The organism is Enterobacter sp. Taxon_2, assembly GCF_058355295.1.
The window spans coordinates 1,646,064-1,668,805 of sequence record NZ_CM178024.1 but is presented as its reverse complement, the minus strand read 5'-3'; the positions used below and the strand labels follow the sequence as shown (position 1 = coordinate 1,668,805).

Here is a 22,742-nt window from a genome sequence, read left to right as displayed (position 1 = left end):
CGATTCCTTACAGGGGAAAATCACCCTGGTAGAGTTTAATATCCAGCGTGGTCGCCATCTGCTGATAGCGAATCAGCACCCGGGTAAACAGCAAACCAACCAGCATCGCCAGCGAGCGATAGCCTTTTGGCAGGCTACGATAGCCAAAACGCAGCGTCTGCGCGCGGTGAATTGCCAGCGCTTCGTCTAACAGAATAAAAATAAAGCGCCAGGTCAGCAGGATCTGCTCGGTAAGCAGGCGCGGCACGCGCGCCCGCTTAAGCAGCACAATCAGCTGCGGAAACGGCAGGTTCAGCACCAGCCAGAAGGTCGCCGCCAGCGCGGCAAGGCTGCGCCAGAAGGTTTCATTGGCGGCAGTCAGCCCGGACGCGGTTATCCCCAACCAGTAGTGCCCCACCGGGACGCCTGCCGCCAGCGTGTTCGGGTCACGGGTGACGCTAAAGAGGATCGTCAGCACGCCGACCAGCAGAAAGCCAAACGGCAGCGCCATCCAGCGGCACCAGCGCCAGAAGGTCATCCGCAGCAGCCAGCAGGTCAGTCCCGCCGTCAACGCCAGGACGATCCCCTGCCCCAGCGGCGGCAGCGCAAACGCCAGCGTCATCAGCGCCAGCCAGAGCAGAAACTTGCGTTCCGGCGCAACGTGAGCCCAGCGGCTCTGATAGCTTAGCCTGTCAAGCCCGGTCATCACGGCGCTGTCTGCCTTTGGTGTAGCCCAAAATATAGAAAATCACCGCTGCGCCAATGGAGCCCTGGAGCGTAAACAGCAGGCTTTCAATTTCGCCGCTGGCGGGTTCATAGAGCGGCGTGAACCACGGCGTGTAATGCGGCGCCACAACCTGAATTTGATTTTCGGCTTCACCATCCGAGCCGCCAAATTCCCCCCCGTGATCGATAAAAAATGGCAGTACGATCAGAGCAAGCACCATCGCCAACAGCATCAGCGTCTTTTTCATCTCAGTGTCCTTGTGCGGTAATCAGCTGACGTTTGGTCAACTGGTCATAAATCATGACGGTTAACAGTCCCTCCGCGATGGCGATGGGGATCTGCGTCAGGCAGAAAATGCCCATGAATTTCACAATCGACCCCGTTGCACCTGTCGCCGGGTCCGGGAACGCCGCGCCAAGCTGGACTGAGGTGACAAAATAGGTCACCAGATCCGCCAGCATCGCGCACAAAAATACCCCGACGTCACGACGGAGCCCGGCACGGCAGGCCATTTTCCACACCATGTACCCGACAACCGGCCCAATCACCGCCATCGACATGCCGTTCGCGCCAAGCGTGGTTAACCCGCCGTGCGCCAGCAGCAGCGCCTGAAACAGCAGCACGATGGCGCCGAGAATGGCGACGACGCCCGGCCCGAACAGAATCACGGCGAGCCCCACGCCGGTCGGATGCGAGCAACTGCCGGTCACCGAGGGGATCTTCAGCGCCGACAGCACGAAAATAAACGCCCCGCACAGCGCCAGCAGCACTTTCTGGTGGCTATCCTCCTGCACGATACGGCGCAGGCGCACCAGTCCATACCACAGACACGGTAAGAAGATCAGCCACCACGCCAGCGCCCACATGGGTGGTAAAAAGCCTTCCATGATGTGCATCGCGAACGCCTGCTCCGGCACCACCATCAGCAATAGCGCCGCCGCCAGGCCACTTAATGACAGCTGTTTAAGCTGTTGTTCGAGTTTCATTGCGCATACTCCCACTGTTTGTTGACCAGAATGGTCGAGAAATAGGGTAACGGCTGGTCGTCAGCAACCTCATCCAGATGCCGCCAGCACTGCTCGCCGGGGAGCGTGGCTTCTGACATCATCAGCGCGCAGTTCAGCAGCCCGGCCTGCGTCAGCAGCGCTTTGATGCGCGCAAACCGGCCATAGACCTTCATCAGCACCAGGCTGTCGTGCTGCTGCAGCGCCTGCGCAATCTCCGCTTCCGGCGCGGTGCATGCGATCACCGCCAGCGACTGCTGTTCCATCGCCAGCGGCGTTTTGGACCGCGCGGCAATCGCGGCAAACGACGTCACGCCGGGCACAATCTCCAGCCAGTCCGGGCTGCCGATGCGCTGAAGTAAGAACACCCAGGTACTGAACAGCATCGCGTCGCCCAGGGTGATAAAGCCAACCAGCTTTCCGTTGTTCACCTCCGTTACTAACGCGTCGGCCACCGCATCCCACACCGCCTCCTTTTCAGCGCTGTCGGCGCTCATGGGAAAGTGGCAGCAGCGGATTTCAGTCTGCTCACCGACATATTCACGAACGATAGAAAGCGCCAGACTGTCGCCCCCTTTTCGTCCCGCCGGGGCGTAGAGAATATCCAGCGAACCGAGGATCCGTGAGGCGCGCACGGTGATAAGGTCAGACGCGCCCGGCCCGGTACTGAGGGCGTACAGTTTGCCGCTCATGCTGCCTCCTCCATCGCCACGCTCAGCGCCTGCTGTAAATGGGCGACGAACATCGCGCGCACCGCCGGGTTTTCGCCCAGCCCGCTCAGCCACGGCGTTGCCGGGATCCCGGCAGCGTTAAACAGCGTCTTCCAGGAGTCCTCGTCATCAGAGGCCATATCGTTAATGGCGTGATCGCCCGCCACCAGCATCAGCGGCATCAGATGCACGGCGGTGACGCCTTGTTTACAGAGGCTCTCAATCAGGATGTCGACTTCCGGATAGCTCTCCACCGCGCCGACGCGGGCCGGGAAGCCCTGGGCCATCATCATGTGGTCGAGGCAGGCATAGGCCGCAAAGGCGTGATGGCTGGCGCCGTGGCCCATAAACACCACTTTTTCCGTGGCCCCAAGCGTCGGCATCTGCTGTTGCAAGGCGCACATCAGCTGCGCGTAATCGTCGTGGCTGCTCAGCAGCGGTACCCCCAGCGTCAGGCGGGTAAACAGCGGGCGCAGGCTCTGCACTTCACGGACGATTTTCTCGTACTCATCGCCGTTGATGATGTGCAGGGACTGGATCGCCACCTCCTGGTATCCCTGAGCCGCAAGCTTTTTCAGCGCCTGCAGGGGCGTATCGATCTCAATGCCGTCACGCTGTTTGAGCTTGCGAATGATCATCCCGGAGGTGAATGCCCGAAACAGCTCGCGGTCAGGGCAGCTTTCCGCCAGCGCACGCTCGCAGGCCACAATGTTTTTCTCGCAGGTATCGTGGTAGCTGGTACCAAAGCTGACCACCAGAAGCGCCTTTTTCATCTCTAACTCCTTAATCAGCGGCCAGCCAGCGGGCTAAGCGCCCGGCGAATGCGGCCTGACTTTCCAGTAACTCCTCTCCCGTCACCAGCGGCGCCGGGCGTGTAATCACGATGCAGGGGATGCCCGCATCCAGACAGGGTTGAACCTTTTCCCGATAGCCGCCTTCCGCACCGGACGCTTTGGTGATCATCACGTCAGCCCGGCACTGGCGATAAAACGCCGCGTTAAATTCAGCGCTGAATGGCCCGCACATCGCGAAGATCTCGGTAACGCCAAAGCCAAGCCCGACGCATTGCTCAAGGACCTCGGGCACCGGCAGCACCCGGGCCAGCAGCGTTTTCTCCGGCAGCCCGGCGCGCCAGCGCGCCAGATCTTTACTGCCGGTGGTCAACAGCACGCGTTCGCCCAGCCGCCGCGCGATGTCGCAGGCCTCTTCTATGCCCGGCACGCTGTAGAGCAGCGGATGCGTCAGCTCGCTGAGCTGTTCGGGGCGCTGATAGCGGCTAAGCAACACGCCCACCGTTTCACAGGCCGCCAGGATGTTGCGGCTGACCACCTCAGCGTAGGGATGCGATGCGTCAATCACCCAGCGGGTCCTGTTTTGCGCAAGCCAGTCAACCATCTGCTGCGGCTCCAGGCGGCCACAGCGCACCCGGCCGTTAATGTCGCCCGCCAGTCGCTGCCCGGTGGCCGTCGCCACCGACAGGGTGTAGGCCACGCCGGCCGCATCCAGCTGCTGGCAGATCCCGCGGGCATCGCTGGTGCCGCCCATGACCAGCACGTCGCCATAGTTCACAGCACATAGCCCCGGGGTGTGATCATCAGCCCCTCCTGCACATAGGTGGCCTTATTTCCGACGATCACCAGGCTTGTCATATCGACCGGCTCAAAGTCCATGTCGCCCAGCGTGGTCAGCCACTTCTCCTGCTTTTTGCGCCCGGCAGACTTCACTACCCCTACCGGCGTTTGCGGGCTTTTGCTGGCGGACAGCAGCTCAAACGCCCGTGCCAGATGGCCCTCGCGACCCCGGCTGCGCGGGTTATAGAAGCAGATGACGAAGTCCGCTTCTCCCGCAGCAACAATGCGTTTTTCAATGACCGGCCACGGCGTCAGCAGATCGCTTAAGCTGATGTGGCAAAAATCGTGCATCAGCGGCGCGCCAAGCAGAGAAGCGGCGGCGATACTGGCCGTCATCCCGGGGATCAGGCGAACCTCAACGTCCAGCTTCTGTTTGCTGACCAGTTCCAGCACCAGCCCCGCCATGCCATAAATACCGGCGTCGCCGCTGCTGATAAGCGCGACGTTATGCCCGGCCTGCGCCAGCTCGATCGCCGCCTGACAGCGTTCAATCTCTTTGCACATCCCGGTTTTGATCACCTGTTTGTCGCCGGTGAAGGCCTTCACCAGATGGGTATAGGTTTTGTAGCCAACGATGATTTCTGCCGCCTGCAGCGCGTCTACGGCTTCCATGGTCATCATGGCCTGCGAGCCCGGGCCGATTCCAATTACGGTTAACATCAGTGTGAAACTCCCAAAGTGATAGTGACGCCCTGTTCGCGCAGGGTTTCTCCTCGTAGTTGTCCATGGCTCAGCAGCCACGCTGCCGGTCCCGAGACGCTCCCCACCCCAACCGTCTGGCGTACAAACGGTGAAGTCGGAAAGCGGTGTTCGTGCTCACGCAGCGCGTCAGCGGTAAAGGTTTCAAACGGCACACCCCAGCAGGCGGCAAGCTGAAGCAGGCCCGCTTCGTCTTTTTTAAGGGAGACGCTGCCAATCGCTTTCAGCGCCAGCGGGTCGAACTGCTGCGCCGCAAGCTGTCGCATCAACAGGGTCGCCAGCAGCGGATACGGCGTGTCGCGTCGACAGCCGATGCCCGCCACGACCCGCTGGGGAACCAGCGTCCAGTGCGGTAACGGCAGTTCCGGCATCGTGTTGCGCAGCGTAATACACACCAGCGCATCCAGTTCCGGGAGGTGCTGCAGGTCGCTCACGGTGATAAACCCGCGCCGATCGCACCGGCTGACGTCGTCGTCGAGTTCCGCATCCCACCACAGCCCTACCCGCTGATGGCTCACCAGCATCTGGTTGACGATTTTCACCGTCGTTCGGAAATCGCGCATTCGGGCATTCAGCTGGAAGGCAAGGGTATCCAGCGCGGCCATCTCGTTGACGTCCGTGGCGGTGGTAATCACCGGATCCGCCCCCAGCATTTCCGCCAGATAGCGGGTCAGCGCATTCGCCCCGCCAGCATGGCCGGAAAGCAGGCTAATCACGTGCTGCCCACGCTCGTCGATCACCACCACCGCCGGGTCGCTCAGCTTGTCGTGGATGAGTGGCGCCAGAACGCGCACCGCAATGCCGGTGGCGCCGATAAAAATCAGCGCCGGGTAGCGCGTGAACGCCTCGCGCACCGCCGGGGCAAAGCCGCCGTCGAAGGAGATAAAGCCCTCTTCCCGCAGGCCCTCGCTGGTAAAGCAGGTGACCGGCAGCATTGCCGCCAGACGCTTCGCCAGCCGCACGCCGCCCGGCGTCAGGCAAAACAGCGCGATGGGCTCAGGCTTTACGGTATTCATGGCTAAAATCCGCGGCATAGAGTTTTGAGTAGTGATACTCCTCGCCCAGGAACTTCCCGACCAGAATGAGCGCCGTTTTGCGGATCCCCGCCTCGCGTACTTTGTCGGCGATATCCGCCAGCGTGCCGCGGACGGTGTGGCTTTCCGGCCAGGTCGCTTTATAAATGACGGCAACGGGCGTGGTGGCCGGATAACCGCCTTCAATCAGGCGTTCCGCCACCCGGTGAATACGCTGGACCGAGAGATAAATCGCCATGGAGGTCTGATGGCTGGCAAATGACTCCAGCTGTTCACGCGCCGGCACCGGCGTGCGGCCTTCGAGGCGGGTAATAATCAGGCTCTGTGAGACTTCAGGCACGGTGTATTCCACCCCAAGCTCCGCCGCGGCGCCGAGGAAAGCGCTGACGCCGGGCACCACCTGCCAGGCAATGCCGCGTTTGGTCAGCTCTTCGCCCTGCTCGCGGACGGAGCCGTAGAGCGAGACATCGCCGGTCTGCAGACGTACCACCGTTTTTCCGGCCTTCACGCCCGCCGCCATCAGGTCGATTATCTGTTCTAAATGGAGTTCCGCGCTGTCGTGGCATTCGGCTCCCTGCGGGCAATACGCCAGCAGTTCGGTATTGATCAGCGAACCGGCATAGATAACCACCTGCGCCTGCTGCAGCAGCCGGTAGCCCTTGAGCGTGATAAGCTCACGGTCACCGGGACCGGCACCGACAAACCACACGCAACGGGAATCAAACGTCTCAGACATGGTGTTCTTCCTTCTGACAGGCGATAACAAAAACGGGATTATTCGGTTTGAAATAGTGACCGCTGCCGAGCGGGGTCAGCGCGGAGACCTGCATTTGCAGGCAATCAATGTTCTGGACGCCGATCTGCTGCAGATGGGCCAGCGCGGTAGTGAGGTTTTCCTGCAGGATAAACGTCATCACCAAACGTCCGCCGGGATGTAGCTGGCGCAGGGACCAGTCGATAAGCGAGGTCAGATGGCCGCCGCTGCCGCCCATAAAGACCGCATCGGCCTTATCCGCCACGGGTAAGGGCGCAACGCCCGGCAAAATCGCGATATTGCGACAGGCAAAATGCTGGCGATTTTCCGCAAGCAGCTGCAGAGCCGCAGGGTTACGCTCTATGGCCGTCACGTGCAGCGAGGGAAACAGCAGCGCCGCCTCTATCGACACGCTCCCGGTTCCCGCACCGACGTCAATCAGGTGGCTGGCGCGATGCAGCTCGAGCTTCGTGAGGGCCAGCGCGCGTACCGCCTCTTTGGTCATCGGCACCGTTTCGCCGCGCAGAAACAGTTCATCTTTCATCGAGGATCACCACCGCATTCATCTCATAGTCGGCACTGACCTCACTGACGGGCAGCCAGTGGATCCGTTCATTTTCCATCGCCAGGTTTTCACCAATCACCATCCAGCGATGGCCCTTCCCGCGCGCCACCAGCTGCGCGGCAATCTCTTTCGGCCCGCACTGGCTATCGGTGACCATCGCCACTTTGCGATGCCGTGCCAGCTCGTCAACGTTCACGCTGCGGCCATGGCTGCTGGTGAGCCACATCTCATTCATATCAATGCCCGCCTGCGCGCACAGGTACTGCACCGCGCTGATACCAGGAATAATGCGCACGCGCGCCATACCGAAATGCGCCACCATCCGCGATCCGATGCCGTAAAAGAGCGGATCGCCGGAGGCCACAATCACCACCTTTTTCTCCTGACGCGCCTCAACCCAGGCCAGCAGCGCCGGAATGTTGGCCCCCAGGACAAACGTCTCGCCGCAAAACGCCGGGAACTGCAGCAGATGGCGTTTTCCGCCGACCAGCGCATCGGCGCGATCGATAGCTTCACGCGCGGCGGGCGTCATCAGGCGCAATCCCGCAGGCCCCATTCCCACGACCGTTAACATTGCAGCGCCCGGGCAATCGCCTCGACCGGGCGGTTGCTGCCCAGCACCTGGTTATCAAAGGAAAACAGAATGGCGTCACAGGTCGGCGGATTTTTGGTAAAGCGCAGCATCTGCATTACGCGCAGGCAGATCCGTTCGGCGAGATGGCTGTAAAGCGCCTGAAAACCCCAGGTTTCGATGTGTTCCATCGCCGCTTCGGTGGTATCGCACTCGCTGACGACGGTGAGTAATTCCAGCGGCGCACCGAGCAGCGCCAGATGCGCCACCAGCGTTTCCATGCGCGCATCGGCGATATGGCTGTGGGTGTGGAATATCCCGGCGGCAATTTTGATGAGCTTGCCGGGATGGCCGACCAGCACTATCTGGCGAAACCCCAGCCGCACCGCCTCTTCGATCATGTAGCCGACAAAGTTGCTCATGGTGACCACGACATCTTGATCAATGCCCATCTGCTCGCGCACAAAGCGCTCGCCATGATTGCCCGGCACCAGCACGACCCGCTCCAGCCCGGCCGCGCGTTTAATCTCCAGCTCCAGAGAAAGCGAGCGTTTCCAGCTCTCCTCTGACATCGGCGTGACAATGCCGGTGGTGCCGATGATCGAAATACCGCCCAGGATCCCGAGGCGTGAGTTGTAGGTTTTCTGCGCACGCTCTTCGCCTTCAGGGGCGAAGATTTCCACGTTGGCCCCGCGCGTCGGGCCAATCGCCTCGCGCACGGCGGACTCAATGGTGTGACGCGGCGTGCGGTTGATCGCCGCGCTGCCGATAGCCAGGCCAATGCCTTTGCGCGTCACGGTCCCCACGCCTTCGCCGCCCGCCAGCGTAATCTCACCGCTGTCGTTGAGCGTCACACGGGCGAAAATCAGCATGCCGTGGGTGGCGTCAACGTCATCACCGCCGTCTTTGCGGATGGCCGCAATCGCCTGCTGCCCTTCAATGTGCGGCGATTCCACGTTCAGACACAGCGTGACGCCGGAGGGTGTCACAATGGAGACCTGATGAATCAGGTGCTGGCGCAGCACCATCAGTGCGGCGACTTTCGCTGCCGCGGTCGCACAGGAGCCGGTGGTGTAGCCTTTACGTAATGCCTTCCCGTTATGCCATACCGGGGCATCGAAGGTGGAATCGCTCATCGCGCCCCCTGCAGGTAATAGAGCATGGCGTTCACAATCGCCGCCGCCACATTGCTGCCGCCTTTGCGCCCGAGTGCCGCAATCGCGGGCAGATGGCTGTGCGTCAGCGCCTCTTTCGATTCCGCCGCCCCCACAAACCCCACCGGGACGCCCACCACGCCGCTGACGGCAACATCATGCTCAAGCAGGCGAAACAGCGCCGTGGGCGCATTGCCAAAGACAAAGATCTTCTCGCTCTCTTCCGTCACCGCGATATCCACGGCCGCCATCGAGCGGGTGATTCCCTGGGCCTTTGCCTGCGCCACCACCCGCGGGTCGCTGATATAGCAGCGGCATTCGCCCCCGAATGTGGACAGCAGCGTTTTGTTGATCCCGGAGAGCGCCATCGTGGTATCGGTATAGATAACGGACGGGCGACGGAGCGCCGCGCAAAGCTGCTCCAGCGCGTCATCTGAAAACCAGAGAATATCCAGCCAGTCAAAATCTGCGGTGGTATGGATCACCCGCTTGACGATCGCCTCATGCAGCGGGCTGGCGAACCGGTACTCCGGCCGCGTTTCGCGAACGATCTCGCCAATGATGTCGAAACTTTTGGCTTCAATCGCCTGGGGTTGCTGGATGTATTGCATTTTTTACTCTCCTCAGGCCACGCCAGCCATCAGCCAGCGTGCTGCGATAAACAGCGCCAGCGCCAGGGTGGAGGAAACCCACATCAGTCGAATCGTTCGGGAAATGTCGTCTACCGCAATCGGGCGCAGCGCGTCGCCGATCCACGGCTTTTCCACGCGCTGGCCAAAATAGGTGTTGGGTCCGCCAAGCCGGATGCCCAGCGCACCGGCAACCGTCGCTTCAGCCCACGCGCAGTTGGGGCTGCTGTGGTTATAGCGGTCGCGCCAGCCGACGCGCAGCGCGCGGGAGGGATCCTCGCGGCATAGCCACGCCGCAACGCTCAGCAAGAGCCAGCTCAGGCGCGCGGGGATAGCGTTCGCCACGTCATCCATACGGGCGCTGACCATGCCGATCGCGCGGTATTTTTCATGCTTGTAGCCCACCATTGAATCGAGGGTATTCACCGCCTTATAGGCCATCGCCAGCGGCGCACCGCCCAGCAGGAGGAAGAACAGCGGGGCGATAACGCCGTCGACCGTGTTCTCCGCGACGGTCTCCACCACCGCCCGGTTGATCTGTTCCGGCTGAAGCTGAGAGGTATCGCGCCCCACTATCCAGGAGAGCTTTTCGCGGCTTTCATCAAGGTCGCCTGCCCGCAGCGGGCGTTCAACGTCCTGCGCGGCGTTTGCCAGACTGCGCCCGGCCAGCACGGTAAACATCATCCACACCTCAATCGCCCAGCCCAGCCAGGGATGCACCCACCGTCCGAACGCCAGCACGCCCCAGGCTATGCCCCAGGTCAGCCCCACGACGGCCAGCCACATGACGCCGCCGCCAATGCGTAACGCCGCGTCGCTATGGCAGCAGCGGCGAACACCCCGCTGCACCGCATTGATCAGGTTGCCTATCCAGCGCACCGGATGCGGCCAGCGTTGCGGGTCGCCGATGATGACATCGAGCAACCACGCGACGCACCATGCCATCAGGGTCATAGCGCCCCCCTCGCCGCCGTCAGCCAGCGGCTGAGCATCATGGGGCGTTGGGCAAAGTGGAGGTGCAGGTAGCTTGCGAACGTGTTGCCAACCTGCCAGCCACCCGCCCATTCCTGCATCGTCACGCCATCGCGCACTTTGCGGCACGCCAGTACCGCAGGGGTTTGGGGGGAGAAATCGGAATAGTGAAACTCATGCCCACGCAGCACCTCCCCGCTATCGGCCAGCAGCGTGGGCTGGCGCGCCTGCGCCTCACAATAGCCAAAACGGGTCAGCCGTTTACCCATCCTGCTGTGGCCGGGGATAATATTGGCCATCCGGTGGGTGACCCCCTCGCTATCTTCCAGCGTGCTGCCGAGGTACATCAGCCCACCGCACTCGGCGTAGATCGCCACCCCGCACCGATGCGCCTCCCGCAGGCTGGCGAGCATCGCGGTGTTTTCCGCAAGCTGTGCCGCATGCAGCTCCGGGTAACCGCCCCCGAGCCAGACCATCTGGCAGTCAGGTAAGCGGCTATCGCGCAGCGGGCTAAAGCGGATAATGTCGACCCCGGAACGTTCAAGCAGCGTGATGTTATCCGGGTAATAGAAGTTGAAGGCCTCGTCATCGGCCATCGCGAGCGTTAACCCGCGCCCGGCGTCCCCGTCAGGGCGCACGGGCCAGGCGCCCTGCGGCAGCGACGCCATCTGGCTGAGCGCGAGAAGTTGTTCGATATCCAGCGTACGTTCGAGAATGGCGGCAAAATTTTGCCAGGTCTGCGGGTCCGCGGCCGACTCCCGGGCGGTGACCAACCCAAGATGGCGCTCGGGCAAACCGACGCCCTCAACGTGCGGCACATAGCCCAGGACGGGTAGCGTGCAGTAGTGCTCAATGGCCGTTTTGAGCAGCTGATAATGTGATTCGCTGTTGACGCGATTGACAATCACCCCGGCAATATTGAGGGTAGGATCGAACCGCTGAAAGCCCATTACGGTCGCGGCAATCGACGTAGATACCGCCTTGCCGTCCACCAGCAGAACCACCGGACAGCCCAGCTGTTTTGCCATCGCGGCGGTGCTGCAATAGTTCGGATCGGTGCCGTAGCCGTCATACAGCCCCATCACGCCTTCAATGACCGCGATATCCGCCTGCTGCATATGCTCGCAAAACAGCGCGTTGAGTATTGGCTCAGGAAGCATGAAGCTGTCGAGGTTGCGGGAGGAGGTGCCGCTGACTTTGGTATGCCAGCCGGTATCAAGATAGTCAGGGCCCACTTTATACGGCTGGACGCGTAATCCACGCTGTTTTAACAGACTCAACAGGCCAAGCGTCACCGTGGTTTTACCACAACCGCTTCCGGTACCTGCCAGAACAAACGCGTACTGCTTTGCCGCCATGACCCCGATCCTGTCCAGGGTGGTTGGGAGGTATAGATACACGTCGTCCCAGTCTTTCGACTGTATGATGCATCAGTACAACCCACTTCCCACCGAAGTTGTTGAACGTTCCCGACAGGCAGGTCTTCTGGCTTAGCGTCTTCCTCGCCCGTCCTTCCCAATCTCGCGATCAGTGGTCATTACGGGGTCGTCAGCATCACAGCAGCGGGGGCTGCGGGGGATTGTCACCCCCTTCCCTGCCACAAATGTGGCAAAACCTGTCGGCTTACATTATGAGAAAGAGTTCGTTCTCAAAACAGCAATGCTATTTACGGCGTTTCAATTCACCTTAGGCAATTACTTAACCGCAAATGAAAACCATGCTGAGTAAAACGTGGCGCCAGAATAATTGACGCCTTTCTCAATAACTCAACGTTTTATCACAAAAAATAAAAAGCAAAGATAATCACGCTTAAAATCTCAATATTTATTGTTCTATGACAAGTTATTGCACTACTTGATATTTTTTCATTTTATTGTGATCAAAATTCATCAGGATATTAAAGCCCGGCAAAAACATAATATTGCTGTTCAACGTAAGTCAGTGTGATTTCATTGATGCATTACGCGTTCAGCAGGTTCGCAGAATAATATGGAGGCTATAATTTGCGGTATATCAAGGTAAGAGGAATATCCTCATGACACTATGCTCCAGAAATTTCTGACCAGTAAGGTGGAAACGTGGCTGTTGCGCAATGCCCCGCGTCGTGCGGTGAGCTTATCCAGGGCTGGATTTTGGACAGTGAGAAGCTGGTCTCCTGCCCTGTCGAATGGTACAGCACCGTTGAGGTGAGCCACGGCTCACCCGTGGCGGATGAACGCCCGCTGTCGCGCGCGATGGTCGAGCGATTGTTGCAGCACTGGCACTACCCGGCGCAGCTAAGCCAGGATATCCGCATTGACGTGCACTCGACCATCCCGGTTGCCAAAGGGATGGCCAGCAGCACCGCGGATATTGCCGCCACCGCCGTCGCCACCGCCCACCATCTGGGGCGTCAGCTCGACGAAAGCACGCTGGCAACGCTTTGCGTTTCGCTCGAACCCACCGACAGCACCGTGTTTCGCCAGTTGACCCTTTTCGACCATAACGACGCTTCCACGCAGATCGCCTGCAACGCCCAGCCCGCTCTCGACCTGCTCGTTCTGGAAAGTCCGCAAACGCTGCGTACGGCAGATTACCACCGCATCCCGCGTCAGGCGGGGCTACTGGCCGGTGCGCCAGCGCTGAAAAGCGCGTGGGAAAAAGTCCAGGAGTCCTGCATAACGCAAAACCCTTATCGGATGGGCGAAGCGGCCACCCTCAGCGCCATTGCCAGCCAGACGCTGTTGCCTAAACCGGATTTTGACGCACTGCTCTCACTGGTGGAGGAGTGCGGTATTTACGGGGTGAACGTGGCGCACAGCGGTAGCGTCGTGGGTCTGATGTTGGACAGAAATAAAGACGATGTCGATTATGTGAAATGGCTGCTGGTAAAAAAACAGCTCACCCGCCACTGGCCTGAACAACACCTGCTGCGGATGGTAAAAGGCGGCGTGACGCTACTCTGACAGCAGCCAGTGCTGAATGAGCCACTCAACCTGCTGCCTGACCTCTTGCTCGTGCTCCTGCGCTAAAGCCTGCTGCAGCGGAGCATGCCGGAAGAACGCGGCCCAAAATGCACGCTTGCGCTCCCGGTCACCGCAAGCGCGATTAATCCGTTCACGCAGCGTCCCCGCCAGCCGCACGCTTTCCCGCATGCCCGGAGGAAGGTGGGCGGCGACATGCGCTTTGAGGATCTTGCTGTACACCGGCGCGTTGCCCCCGCAGCTCAGCGCAATAATGACCGGCGAATGGTCGATGATGGCCGGTGAGATAAAGGTGGCAGCAGAAGGGTCGTCCGTGACATTGCAAAAGATACGCTCCGCGCTGGCGGCCGCGGCGACCTGACGGTTCACCTGCGGATCGCTGGTCGCGGCAATGACCAGCCAGCACGATTGCAGATACTGCGGCGAAAACATCACCGGAAACCACTCGATGTCACCGCTCGCGTGCAGGCTGGCGAGTTCCGGCGTCAGGGTGGGCGCAACCAGATGCAGCACAGCCCCGGCGGCCAGCAGCCCCTTCGCCTTATGCGTCGCCACCTGCCCGCCACCGACGATCAGGCAGCGTTTCCCCTTCAGGTTGCAAAAAATCGGGAAATAGTCCATCGCCTTAGCCTTGTAAAACGTGAGTCAGCGCGTCAATAAACCGGCGGTTCTCCGCCTCGGTACGCACGGCAATCCGGTAGTAGTCGCGATCGAGCCCTGGATAGTTTTCGCAGTGGCGGATAAGGATGTGATGGCCGAGCAGCGCCGCCTTCAGGTCGAAACCCGGACGCAGACAGCGGAAGAAAATAAAGTTGGCCTGCGGCTTCCAGACCGCCAGCGATGAAAAGCGCGCCATCGCCTGCCACAGGAAATCCCGCTCCCGGGCGATAAAGGCGTGGCTGCGAGCAATATAGTCCTCATCCGACAGCAAATGTTGCCCCACAAGCGCCGAGAAGGCATTCACGGACCAGGGCTCACGGGTGCGTTTCAGCTGGCGAATGGTTTGCGTATTGCCGCTCAGCAGATACCCAAGGCGCAGCCCGGGAATAGCAAAAAACTTGGTCAGGGATCGCAGCAGGTAAAGATAGCGTGCCTCCGCCAGCCGCGGCGCCAGCGTGGAGCCCTGCGGCAGAAAATCGATGAACGCCTCATCCACAATCAGCGCAATCTGCAGCGATTCGCACAGCGAGGCCAGCCGGTCGAGAAGACCGGCATCAGGCATGAGTCCGGTAGGGTTGTTTGGCGTCGCGATGAACAGGCAATCGGGCCTGTGCGCGCGAACGGCGTCCAGTATGGAAACATCCACCTGGAACCCGTTCTGCTCACTCAGCGCATGGTCAATTATCTCGCAACCCTGCTGCTGTAATGCCCGGCGATATTCGGCGAAGCCCGGTACCAGCAGCATCGCCCGGCGAGGGGCAAGCGTTCGCACCAGGCCATAGATCAGCTCCGTTTCGCCATTCCCGGCAATCGTCTGGTCATAGTCACACTGACTGGCGCTGGCCAGCGCCTGATGAAGATGGCGGTATTCAACGTCCGGGTACTGCATGATGATATCCAGATGGGACACAATGAGCGACCTGACGCGATCGGGCAGCCCTAACGGATTGATGTTCGCGCTAAAGTCCACCAGCAGCTCGGGATCGATCCCCAACTGCAGCCCCGTTTCCAGAACGTTACCACCATGCTCACTCATTCGTTTCACTCGTCCATTTCGAAAATGTCAGGATAACATCAGACAACAACCTGATTCAGCGCGATATGTGATGCGGTAAATGCCAGTATCTCCTGCAGGCTGACCACCTCACCAATGACGATAAGCGCCGGAGCATGCAGTTTTTGACGTTCAACCTCGAGGTGAATATCGGTCAGCGTACCTTTGGCGATCTGCTGACGAGACTGGCTGGCATACATTACCACCGCCACCGGCGTTTCAGCGGACATGCCTCCCTCGATGAGCTGCTGGCAGATTTCCGTCAGCCGCGTCATTCCCATCAGAACGATCAGCGTTCCGTTGATTTGCGCCAGGGCATGCCAGTTTTGCGGGTCGTTCCCCTGGCACATATGACCGGTCACAATATGAAAGCTGGAGGCGTAATGACGGTGCGTGACCGGGATCCCGGCATAGGCCAGTCCGCCAATTGCGGAACTGATCCCCGGCACAATTTCGAACGTCAGGCCGTCTTTCGCCAGCTGCTCGGCCTCTTCGCCCCCGCGGCCAAAAACGTAGGGGTCCCCGCCTTTCAGGCGCACCACCTGCCGCCCTTCCCCGGCATGCTTGACCAGCAGGGCATTGATTTGTTCCTGAGGCACCGGATGATGGCTTGGGGTTTTACCGACATCAATAATCAGACAGCCTGCCGGAGCCTGAGCCAGAAGTTCAGGGTTTACCAGGCGATCGTGAACAATCACCTCCGCATGGCGGATACAGTGCAGACCTTTTACCGTAATCAAAGACGCATCGCCAGGCCCTGCCCCTACAAGCCAAACCTTCCCTTTACTCATCGTTATATCCTCAGATTAAATATTTAAAGACGCAAGAAAGCGGGTAATTAAAATTAGTGCTGAATTATACATCCCCTCCACACGTCAAAAATTTGATGTATTTATCACTCTTTCTTAATTTTACGAATGGCGTTTATGACCAATATCAATAAAACAGTGAATACCGCCTTCCCTCTGCCATTACGACATTATTGCTTTGGTCATCATGCTAAAAAAAACATATAAATCGCCTTCAGCAATAAAACAGGCGCGCGATCACAAATATTAAAACGGTTTTGTCAGCGACGTTTACAGATAAATATCAACCCTAAAATAAAGCGCACACAAGTAACTGATATGAAACACGTTTCAATGCGACATCATTACCATCATCATTTTTGGAAGGATTTTTTGAAAATAGATCAATTGCATCCACTTCGTCTTCAAAACACACTCCAACACCATTAACAGACCCAATGTACATTAACCGTTTTTAATACCCATTTTATTTTCACTATCAGCCCTACAGAGGATTACCCATGAAAAAATCAACACTTGTTATTGGCGTCATTGGTGCTGACTGCCATGCGGTAGGCAATAAAGTTCTGGATCGTGTTTTTACTTCCCATGATTTTCACGTCATCAATCTTGGTGTGATGGTGAGCCAGGATGAATATATTGATGCGGCCATCGAAACGGGTGCTGATGCTATTGTCGTTTCATCCATCTACGGCCATGGCGACATCGACTGCCTGGGGCTGCGCGAGCGCTGCATCGAACGCGGTATCGGCGACATTCTGCTTTTTGTTGGCGGTAACCTTGTGGTGGGTAAGCACGATTTCGCCGATGTCGAAGCCAAATTCAAAGAGATGGGTTTCAACCGCGTGTTCGCTCCGAGCCACGACCTGGAAGACGTCTGTCAGCTGATGGCGAACGATATACAACAGCGTCAGCGCGTTGAAGAGCTCTGTCTTGAAGAGGGCTTCTGATGCAAATCGTCTCAGTCGACATTGGCTCGACGTGGACCAAAGCCGCACTCTTCACGCCGGAGGGTGATGCGTTAACGTTGGTCAACCACGTTCTGACCCCGACGACGACCCACCATCTGGCGGAGGGTTTCTTTACCAGCCTGAACCAGGTGCTAAACGTTGCCGATGCGCGACCGTTGCTGAACAGCGGGGACGTTACGCTGAAATACTCGTCGTCGGCGAAAGGCGGGCTCGCCGTTGCCGCAATGGGTCTGGTGCCGTCAATAACCCTGGAATCAGCCAAAGTCACCGCCCATTCAGCGGGTGCCAAAATCGCCCAGTACTACTCGTACAAACTGAACCGTCACGATATCCAGGCGCTGGAGGACTCCCCGCCGGACATTCTGCTGTTCACGGGCGGTACGGACGGCGGCGAAGAGAGCTACGGACTGGCCAATGCCCGCGCGCTGGCTGCGTCAACGCTGGACTGCGCCATTATTTACGCCGGAAATCGCGATATTCAGGACGACGTGCAGGCCATTCTTGGCCACAAAGATCTGATCGTGGTCGACAACGTTTTGCCTGACCTCGATCACCCGAATCCGTATGCCGCCCGCAAGGCTATCTGCGATGTCTTTCTCTCCCGCATCGTGAAGGGGAAAGGGCTGGACGTTATCGTCGGGGAAACTGGCGAAGAGCCGATGCCCACGCCGTGGACCGTCTACGAGCTGGTGAAAGCGATCAGCGATGTCGACAGCGCGTGGAAAGAATTCATGCTGATCGACATGGGCGGAGCCACCACCGACGTCTATTCCGCCAGCGCCAACATGCTCTCCCCGGATACCGTCCTGCACGGCGTGCCTGAGCCGTTTGTGAAACGCACCGTAGAGGGCGACCTCGGCATGCGCGTCTCGGCGGTGGTGGTTGGCGAAAGTACGCAGGAACTGGTGAACGCGGTGTTCGCCCACCAGCCTCAGCGCAGGGAAGCGTTCTATGGCTATCTGCGCCATCTGGTCGCGCATCCGGACTACCTCCCTGCTACCGAAGAAGAAAAGCATTTCGACACGCTGCTGGCCGGGCTGTGCGTGGGGTACGCCAGCGAGCGCCATGCCGGCACCAAAAAACAGGTCTGTACCTGCGTAGGCAACGTCGATTTGCAGATGGGGCGCGATCTGACCACCGTGCGCAAAGTGGTGGGTTCCGGAGGATGGCTCTCCCGCGCCAGCCAGTTCGACATTCACCGCTGGCTGAAGTACCGCGAGCTGGACGACAGCAGCAGACGCGTTCTTTTACCCGGGCAGTTTGACTATTACCGCGATGCAAAAGGTCTGCTTCCTCTGCTGGCGAACGTCGCCAGGCTGGACCCGCAGGCGGCGGCTCGCACCAGTATTCAATGTTTAACCCTATAAAACCTAAGGCAGCAACGAATGGAACTTCGAAATAAAAAGCTAACCCATGACGAATTCATGACTGAGCGGCAACAGGTCTTGCAGACCTGGCAAACCGGCAAGGACGTTGAGAACTTCGAAGATGGCGTGAAGTACCAGCAAACCATTCCTGAGCAAAAACGCTTTTCTCACGCCCTACTGAAGGCGGACCAGGAAGGTAAAACCCTGAGCCAGCCGCGCGCAGGCGTAGCGCTGATGGATGAACATATCGCCCTGCTCAAAACGCTGCAGGAAGATTGCGATTTGCTGCCCAGCACCATCGATGCCTACACCCGTCTGAATCGCTATGAAGAGGCGGCGGTAGGGATTCAAAAATCCATCGAAGCGGGCACCTCCAAACTTAACGGCTTACCGGTCGTCAACCACGGCGTCGCCGCCTGCCGCCGCATGACTGAAGCGCTGGAGAAACCGATTCAGGTACGTCACGGCACGCCGGATGCGCGCCTGCTGGCGGAGATCGCGATGGCCAGCGGCTTTACCAGCTATGAAGGCGGCGGTATCTCCTACAACATTCCGTACGCCAAGCGCGTCACTCTGGAAAAATCTATCCGCGACTGGCAGTACTGCGACCGCCTGATGGGCCTGTACGAGGAGAACGGCATTCGCATTAACCGTGAACCGTTTGGCCCGCTGACCGGCACCCTGATCCCGCCGTTTGTGTCCCACTCGGTGGCGATTATCGAAGGTCTGCTGGCGCTGGAACAGGGCGTGAAGTCAATTACCGTCGGCTACGGCCAGGTCGGTAGCCTGACGCAGGATATCGCCGCGATTCAGGCTCTGCGCGAGCTGTCCCACGAATATTTCCACAACCACGGCTTTGACGATTACGAGCTGAGTACCGTCTTCCACCAGTGGATGGGCGGCTTCCCGGAAGATGAGTCGAAAGCGTTTGCCATTATCTCCTGGGGCGCAGCGGTTGCCGGTATGTCCGGGGCGACCAAAGTGATCACCAAGAGCCCGCACGAGGCGTTCGGTATTCCGACCGCCGCCGCAAACGCCCAGGGGCTGAAGGCCTCGCGTCAGATGCTCAACATGGTCAGCGATCAGAAATTCCCGCCGTGCGCCGCCGTCGAGCAGGAAGTCGAGCTTATTAAGAGCGAAGTCCGCGCCGTGCTGAAGAAAGTCTTCGAACTGGGCAACGGCGATGTCGCGCGCGGGACGGTGCTGGCGTTTGAAGCGGGCGTGCTGGACGTACCGTTCGCCCCTGCCTCCTGCAACGCAGGCAAAATTCTGCCGGTGCGTGATAACGCCGGTGCCATTCGCGTGCTGGAAGCCGGTGCGGTTCCGCTGCCGAAAGATATCCTCGCCCTGCATCACGATTACGTCGCCGAGCGCGCGCGTTTTGAAGGCCGTAAGCCCTCATTCCAGATGGTTGTTGATGACATCAACGCGGTATCCCACAGTAAATTAATAGGAAGACCATAATGAAAATTAAGCAGGCCCTTTTCACCGCAGGCTACTCCTCGTTCTATTTCGACGATCAGCAGGCCATCAAAAACGGCGCCGGTCATGACGGGTTTATCTATACCGGCAATCCGGTAACGCCTGGATTTACGTCCGTTCGTCAGGCGGGTGAATGCGTATCCGTACAGCTGATTCTGGAAAACGGCGCGGTGGCGGTGGGCGATTGTGCAGCGGTGCAATATTCAGGGGCAGGCGGTCGTGATCCGCTGTTCCTGGCTGAACACTTCATTCCGTTCCTCAACGATCACATCAAGCCGCTGCTGGAAGGCCGTGACGTTGACCGGTTCCTGACGAATGCCCGTTTCTTTGACGAACTGCGTATAGACGGCCATCTGCTGCATACCGCCGTACGCTATGGTCTTTCGCAGGCGCTGCTCGACGCGGCGGCACTGGCGACCGGCCGTCTGAAAACGGAAGTCGTGTGTGATGAATGGCAGCTACCGTGCGTTCCGGAGGCCATTCCGTTATTTGGTCAGAGCGGCGACGACCGCTATATCGCCGTCGACAAGATGATCCTCAAAGGCGTTGACGTACTGCCACATGCGCTTATCAACAACGTGGAAGAGAAGCTGGGCCTGAAAGGGGAAAAACTGCGGGAGTATGTGCGCTGGTTATCCGACCGCATCCTGAGCCTGCGCACCAGCCCGCGCTATCGCCCGACGCTGCACATTGACGTGTACGGCACCATCGGTCTGATTTTCGATATGGATCCGGTACGTTGCGCCGCCTATATCGCCAGCCTCGAAAAAGAAGCCCAGGGCCTGCCGCTGTACATTGAAGGGCCGGTGGATGCGGGTAACAAGCCGGATCAGATCCGCCTGCTGACCGCCATCACCCACGAGCTGATGCGTCTGGGTTCCGGCGTGAAAATCGTTGCCGATGAGTGGTGTAACACCTATCAGGACATTGTGGACTTCACCGATGCGGGCAGCTGCAACATGGTGCAGATTAAAACCCCGGACCTGGGCGGTATTCACAACATCGTTGATGCGGTGCTGTATTGCAACAAGCACGGCATGGAAGCCTATCAGGGCGGTACCTGTAACGAAACGGAAATCAGCGCCCGCACCTGCGTGCACGTGGCCCTCGCCGCTCGCCCGATGCGCATGCTGATCAAACCGGGCATGGGCTTCGATGAAGGTCTTAACATCGTGTTTAACGAAATGAACCGCACCATCGCACTGTTGCAGACTAAGGATTAAAAGATGGCACGTACATTTAAGATCTTATCGCCAACGGCTATCCTGGGCTATGGCTTCCCGGAAGAGAGCTTTCGGAAGGCCATGGAAGCGTCGCCGGATCTTATTGCGGTCGACGCAGGCTCTTCCGACCCTGGCCCCCACTACCTGGGGGCAGGTAAGCCTTTCACCGACCGGGCGGGGGTAAAACGCGATCTGCGCTATATGATCGTGGCTGGCGTTAAGCACAACATTCCGGTGGTGATCGGTACCGCCGGTGGGTCCGGCGCCGCGCCTCATCTGGAGTGGTGCCGCCAGATAATCCTTGAGATTGCTCAGGAAGAGAAACTCTCATTCTCCATGGCGCTGATCCCGTCGGATGTCGATAAAGCCACCGTGCATCAGGCGCTGGATGACGGGAAAATCACCGCCCTGGATTTCGTCCCGGAACTGACCCACGAGGCTATCGAAGAGAGCACCTATATCGTGGCACAGATGGGTATCGAGCCTTTCCAGCGGGCGCTGGCGGCCGGGGCGCAGGTGGTGCTGGGCGGACGGGCGTACGATCCGGCCTGCTTTGCCGCGCTGCCCATCATGCAGGGCTTCGATGAAGGTCTGGCTCTGCACTGCGGTAAGATCCTCGAGTGCGCGGCGATTGCCGCTACGCCGGGGTCCGGCTCCGACTGCGCGATGGGCATCATTGACGATAACGGCTTTACGCTGAAAACGTTTAATCCGAAGCGTAAATTCACCGAAACGTCTGCGGCGGCGCACACCCTGTACGAGAAATCTGACCCGTACTTCCTGCCGGGGCCGGGCGGCGTTCTGAACCTGAAAGGGTGCAGCTTCAAAGCGGTCAACGAGGGCGAAGTGTACGTCAGCGGTTCCCGCCACGAAGAAACGCCGTACGCGCTGAAGCTGGAAGGCGCCCGCCGGGTCGGCTTCCGCTGCCTGACCATTGCCGGTACGCGCGACCCGATCATGATTGCCGGGATCGATAATATCCTCGAAGAAGTGCAGGTCAGCGTGAAGCGCAACCTCTCGCTGAATGACGACAGCATCCGCATGACGTTCCACCTGTACGGAAAGAATGGCGTGATGGGCAACCATGAGCCGATGCAGTCCGCCGGGCACGAACTGGGTATTTTGCTGGACGTAGTGGCCCCCACCCAGGATATCGCCAACAGCGTCTGTTCGCTGGTGCGCTCTACCCTGCTGCACTACGGCTATGAAAACCGGATCGCAACAGCGGGCAACCTCGCGTTCCCGTTCTCCCCTTCCGACATTCAGAGCGGCCCGGTGTATGAGTTCTCAATCTACCACCTGATCGAAGCGAGCGACGCGCTGCGTTTTGATTTCCACCTCGAGCAGGTCACGCCAGAAGGAGTTCAGTTATGAAACAGGGTATTTGCTCACTGGCGCAGGTCATTCGTTCTAAAAACGCCGGACCGTATGAGCTGGTTCTGGATATTTTATTTAAAACGCGTGAAGACTATCAGCGGGTAAAAGCCTCGGAGCAATTAACGCCGCAGCTTATTGCCCGTTTATATAACGTTAAGCCTGACTTTATTCATCGCATTATCTGGTTCGATCCGGCCAATGCGGTCAAAATCGTCATGCCTCGCGATATTATCTCCGGCAACGTCGGTGACAATGATGTCTATGGTGCCCAGCAGCATGCACCGTTATTAAGTATCGAGTTTGATCTGTAACACTACAAATACAACAACGTCCATTGGGATATAGATATTTGCTGTATCACTGTATTCCAGATAATTCATGCGGTTGGTCACAACAAACGTGCGTCT

The 22,742-nt window shown here is 58.9% G+C and carries 25 protein-coding genes and 1 riboswitch; of the genes, 7 read left to right on the top strand and 18 right to left on the bottom strand.

Features of this window, described 5'->3' with window-relative positions:
• Window positions 1–7: 7 nt before the first annotated feature.
• The 15 genes from AC4IC4_RS07770 to AC4IC4_RS07700 are packed head-to-tail and all read right to left on the bottom strand — an operon-like array spanning window position 8 to window position 11,787.
• Window positions 8–685 (bottom strand): energy-coupling factor ABC transporter transmembrane protein, encoded by a 678-nt coding sequence (locus AC4IC4_RS07770; RefSeq protein ID WP_024908227.1) that lies wholly within the window; start codon window positions 683–685, stop codon window positions 8–10.
• A complete protein-coding gene (locus tag AC4IC4_RS07765; RefSeq protein WP_024908226.1) occupies window positions 672–953 on the bottom strand; it encodes an energy-coupling factor ABC transporter substrate-binding protein in 282 nt (93 codons plus the stop codon). Before AC4IC4_RS07765 ends, AC4IC4_RS07770 begins: the two co-directional genes overlap by 14 nt.
• 1 nt (window position 954) lies before the next feature.
• Complete coding sequence (gene cbiM / locus AC4IC4_RS07760) at window positions 955–1,692, bottom strand: cobalt ECF transporter S component CbiM (RefSeq protein ID WP_024908225.1); 738 nt, start codon at window positions 1,690–1,692, stop codon at window positions 955–957.
• Window positions 1,689–2,402 (bottom strand): cobalt-factor II C(20)-methyltransferase, encoded by a 714-nt coding sequence (locus AC4IC4_RS07755; RefSeq protein WP_032649051.1) that lies wholly within the window; start codon window positions 2,400–2,402, stop codon window positions 1,689–1,691. Before AC4IC4_RS07755 ends, cbiM begins: the two co-directional genes overlap by 4 nt.
• A complete protein-coding gene (gene cbiK / locus AC4IC4_RS07750) occupies window positions 2,399–3,193 on the bottom strand; it encodes a sirohydrochlorin cobaltochelatase (protein WP_491472482.1) in 795 nt (264 codons plus the stop codon). The genes AC4IC4_RS07755 and cbiK overlap by 4 nt, the downstream gene beginning before the upstream one ends.
• Before the next feature lie 10 nt (window positions 3,194–3,203).
• Complete coding sequence (locus tag AC4IC4_RS07745) at window positions 3,204–3,989, bottom strand: cobalt-precorrin-6A reductase (RefSeq protein ID WP_491472481.1); 786 nt, start codon at window positions 3,987–3,989, stop codon at window positions 3,204–3,206.
• Window positions 3,986–4,711, bottom strand: a complete 726-nt coding sequence (locus tag AC4IC4_RS07740; protein ID WP_024908221.1) for a precorrin-3B C(17)-methyltransferase — start codon at window positions 4,709–4,711, stop codon at window positions 3,986–3,988. The genes AC4IC4_RS07745 and AC4IC4_RS07740 overlap by 4 nt, the downstream gene beginning before the upstream one ends.
• Window positions 4,711–5,766: a cobalt-precorrin 5A hydrolase gene (gene cbiG / locus AC4IC4_RS07735; RefSeq protein ID WP_491472480.1), complete on the bottom strand. Its 1,056-nt coding sequence runs from the start codon at window positions 5,764–5,766 to the stop codon at window positions 4,711–4,713. The genes AC4IC4_RS07740 and cbiG overlap by 1 nt, the downstream gene beginning before the upstream one ends.
• Entirely contained in the window at window positions 5,747–6,520 is a 774-nt protein-coding gene (locus tag AC4IC4_RS07730) for a cobalt-precorrin-4 methyltransferase (protein WP_208763720.1), read from the bottom strand. The genes cbiG and AC4IC4_RS07730 overlap by 20 nt, the downstream gene beginning before the upstream one ends.
• On the bottom strand, window positions 6,513–7,082 hold the full coding sequence (locus AC4IC4_RS07725; protein WP_024907722.1) for a decarboxylating cobalt-precorrin-6B (C(15))-methyltransferase: 570 nt from the start codon (window positions 7,080–7,082) through the stop codon (window positions 6,513–6,515). The genes AC4IC4_RS07730 and AC4IC4_RS07725 overlap by 8 nt, the downstream gene beginning before the upstream one ends.
• On the bottom strand, window positions 7,072–7,677 hold the full coding sequence (locus tag AC4IC4_RS07720; RefSeq protein ID WP_090417456.1) for a cobalt-precorrin-7 (C(5))-methyltransferase: 606 nt from the start codon (window positions 7,675–7,677) through the stop codon (window positions 7,072–7,074). The genes AC4IC4_RS07725 and AC4IC4_RS07720 overlap by 11 nt, the downstream gene beginning before the upstream one ends.
• Window positions 7,671–8,810: a cobalt-precorrin-5B (C(1))-methyltransferase CbiD gene (gene cbiD / locus AC4IC4_RS07715; protein WP_491472479.1), complete on the bottom strand. Its 1,140-nt coding sequence runs from the start codon at window positions 8,808–8,810 to the stop codon at window positions 7,671–7,673. The genes AC4IC4_RS07720 and cbiD overlap by 7 nt, the downstream gene beginning before the upstream one ends.
• Complete coding sequence (locus AC4IC4_RS07710; RefSeq protein WP_316498431.1) at window positions 8,807–9,439, bottom strand: cobalt-precorrin-8 methylmutase; 633 nt, start codon at window positions 9,437–9,439, stop codon at window positions 8,807–8,809. The genes cbiD and AC4IC4_RS07710 overlap by 4 nt, the downstream gene beginning before the upstream one ends.
• A gap of 12 nt (window positions 9,440–9,451) precedes the next feature.
• Window positions 9,452–10,411 carry an adenosylcobinamide-phosphate synthase CbiB gene (gene cbiB / locus AC4IC4_RS07705; RefSeq protein ID WP_491472478.1) on the bottom strand — a complete coding sequence of 320 codons (960 nt, stop codon included), beginning with the start codon at window positions 10,409–10,411 and terminating at the stop codon, window positions 9,452–9,454.
• Window positions 10,408–11,787, bottom strand: a complete 1,380-nt coding sequence (locus tag AC4IC4_RS07700; protein ID WP_491472477.1) for a cobyrinic acid a,c-diamide synthase CobB — start codon at window positions 11,785–11,787, stop codon at window positions 10,408–10,410. The genes cbiB and AC4IC4_RS07700 overlap by 4 nt, the downstream gene beginning before the upstream one ends.
• A gap of 100 nt (window positions 11,788–11,887) precedes the next feature.
• A riboswitch (cobalamin riboswitch) is annotated at window positions 11,888–12,063 on the bottom strand.
• 444 nt (window positions 12,064–12,507) lie between these two features.
• On the opposite strand from AC4IC4_RS07700, the gene AC4IC4_RS07695 reads away from it, so the two are divergent.
• A complete protein-coding gene (locus AC4IC4_RS07695) occupies window positions 12,508–13,374 on the top strand; it encodes an L-threonine kinase (protein WP_491472476.1) in 867 nt (288 codons plus the stop codon).
• On the opposite strand, the gene AC4IC4_RS07690 is transcribed toward AC4IC4_RS07695, so the two are convergent.
• From AC4IC4_RS07690 to cobA, 3 genes are read right to left on the bottom strand one after another with little or no spacing between them, the layout of a single operon-like run.
• Window positions 13,366–14,013: a precorrin-2 dehydrogenase/sirohydrochlorin ferrochelatase family protein gene (locus AC4IC4_RS07690; protein ID WP_491472475.1), complete on the bottom strand. Its 648-nt coding sequence runs from the start codon at window positions 14,011–14,013 to the stop codon at window positions 13,366–13,368. The two genes, AC4IC4_RS07695 and AC4IC4_RS07690, sit on opposite strands and share 9 nt — an antisense overlap.
• A gap of 4 nt (window positions 14,014–14,017) precedes the next feature.
• The gene (gene cobD / locus AC4IC4_RS07685) at window positions 14,018–15,088 is read right to left on the bottom strand and encodes a threonine-phosphate decarboxylase CobD (RefSeq protein WP_491472474.1); all 1,071 of its coding nucleotides are present in this window, start codon (window positions 15,086–15,088) and stop codon (window positions 14,018–14,020) included.
• Between the two features lie 38 nt (window positions 15,089–15,126).
• Window positions 15,127–15,897, bottom strand: coding sequence for a uroporphyrinogen-III C-methyltransferase (gene cobA, locus AC4IC4_RS07680; protein WP_024907731.1), 771 nt, complete (start codon window positions 15,895–15,897; stop codon window positions 15,127–15,129).
• Window positions 15,898–16,415: 518 nt separating this feature from the next.
• Here cobA and glmS point away from each other — a divergent pair.
• Genes glmS through AC4IC4_RS07650 form a run of 6 tightly spaced genes read left to right on the top strand, consistent with a single transcriptional unit; the run spans window position 16,416 to window position 22,646 of the window.
• On the top strand, window positions 16,416–16,865 hold the full coding sequence (gene glmS, locus AC4IC4_RS07675) for a methylaspartate mutase subunit S (protein ID WP_024907732.1): 450 nt from the start codon (window positions 16,416–16,418) through the stop codon (window positions 16,863–16,865).
• On the top strand, window positions 16,865–18,253 hold the full coding sequence (glmL, locus tag AC4IC4_RS07670; protein WP_208763710.1) for a methylaspartate mutase accessory protein GlmL: 1,389 nt from the start codon (window positions 16,865–16,867) through the stop codon (window positions 18,251–18,253). The genes glmS and glmL overlap by 1 nt, the downstream gene beginning before the upstream one ends.
• A gap of 18 nt (window positions 18,254–18,271) precedes the next feature.
• Window positions 18,272–19,717, top strand: a complete 1,446-nt coding sequence (locus AC4IC4_RS07665; protein ID WP_024907734.1) for a methylaspartate mutase subunit E — start codon at window positions 18,272–18,274, stop codon at window positions 19,715–19,717.
• Window positions 19,717–20,958 (top strand): methylaspartate ammonia-lyase, encoded by a 1,242-nt coding sequence (locus tag AC4IC4_RS07660; RefSeq protein ID WP_491472473.1) that lies wholly within the window; start codon window positions 19,717–19,719, stop codon window positions 20,956–20,958. Before AC4IC4_RS07665 ends, AC4IC4_RS07660 begins: the two co-directional genes overlap by 1 nt.
• Before the next feature lie 3 nt (window positions 20,959–20,961).
• Complete coding sequence (locus tag AC4IC4_RS07655) at window positions 20,962–22,332, top strand: acyclic terpene utilization AtuA family protein (protein ID WP_048989929.1); 1,371 nt, start codon at window positions 20,962–20,964, stop codon at window positions 22,330–22,332.
• Window positions 22,329–22,646: a DUF4387 domain-containing protein gene (locus tag AC4IC4_RS07650; protein WP_024907737.1), complete on the top strand. Its 318-nt coding sequence runs from the start codon at window positions 22,329–22,331 to the stop codon at window positions 22,644–22,646. Before AC4IC4_RS07655 ends, AC4IC4_RS07650 begins: the two co-directional genes overlap by 4 nt.
• Window positions 22,647–22,742 lie beyond the last annotated feature (96 nt).